This is a genomic window from Microtetraspora sp. AC03309 (genome assembly GCF_020826795.1).
Taxonomy (GTDB): domain Bacteria; phylum Actinomycetota; class Actinomycetes; order Streptosporangiales; family Streptosporangiaceae; genus Microtetraspora; species Microtetraspora glauca.
Map to the genome: position 1 here is coordinate 1 of NZ_JADDIL010000431.1, position 512 is coordinate 512.

At 64.8% G+C, this 512-nt stretch carries 1 protein-coding gene; it reads right to left on the bottom strand.

Going from position 1 to position 512, the window contains the following annotated elements:
• A partial coding sequence (locus IMZ11_RS43705) for a bifunctional 2-polyprenyl-6-hydroxyphenol methylase/3-demethylubiquinol 3-O-methyltransferase UbiG (RefSeq protein ID WP_228649601.1) occupies positions 1-329 on the bottom strand: 329 nt, incomplete at its 3' end.
• Positions 330-512 lie beyond the last annotated feature (183 nt).

Below are 512 nucleotides of genomic sequence, written 5' to 3' on the forward strand. Positions count from 1 at the left end.
CTGTCGATGATGAGGTCGTAACCGGCACCGATACCAGACGTACTCAGTTGTGTCACATCGGCTTTGATGAATAGCACGGGCAATCCGGCGGCTTTGGCGCGGGCTTTCTTCAGCGGTTTGGCCACGTAGTCCACACCGGTCACCCGCCAACCGTGGCCGGCGAGGTACGCCGCGTTGTCCCCGGTGCCGCACCCGAGATCGAGTGCGGCACCCGGGCGCAGCCCGCCGCCTTCCACGAGGCCGGTCAGGCTGTGCGCCAACGGGTGGCCGTCCCAGGGTGTGAACCCCAGCCGGTACAGCCACCGGAACAATCGTTGGCGCGAGCTCATGGAGCTACAGTGCCCCCAGATCGGCAGACAGCCAATGCTCGGGCTTGAGATAGATGGTGACGCCCTCACCGTGCTCGCGGCGGGCGAACTCCAGATACGGCTCCACCTTCTCCGGCGGCAGATAGCGTTTCACCATTTCGACGAGCTGATCGTCGGTGGACGGTTCGATGCGGCTCACCGCAC